At 64.4% G+C, this 357-nt stretch carries 1 protein-coding gene; it reads right to left on the bottom strand.

Annotated features, from left to right (window positions below; genetic code table 11):
* Window positions 1–165 precede the first annotated feature (165 nt).
* Window positions 166–357, bottom strand: a 192-nt coding sequence (locus AC1D0P_RS32545) for a hypothetical protein (RefSeq protein WP_477680491.1), incomplete at its 5' end; no start/stop codon positions are given.

The following is a 357-nucleotide window of genomic DNA, read 5'->3' as shown; positions in this document are numbered from 1 at the left end:
CCGTAGCGGTCCGTCCCTGGCAAAAAGCCCGCGCCTTGTCGAGCGAGCGACCGGCGATAATCAGCGTCAGCCGTGGATCATCGGCAAGCAGATCGGCGAGACGGCCGCCGAAGATGCCATAGCCGCCGAGAATGAGGATCGTGAGATGGGTCATGCGGTCGCCGGTCAATCTTCGAGCAGGGTCTCGGCCAGGTCGAGCGCGTCGACCGGCCAGTAGATGGATGGCCGCGGGCGCAGGACATTGGGCCTGCCCTTTTCCGGCCGACAGGTGAGGATTTTCGTCTCCCATTGCGCCGGAATGGCGCCATGACCATGGACCGCACCCAGCAGGGCACCGCAAATCGCAGCATTGGTGTC

This window comes from Polaromonas sp. P1_G2 (assembly GCF_056405515.1).
Note: the sequence above shows the minus strand (reverse complement) of the source record. Positions and strands in the feature narration are given on the sequence as shown.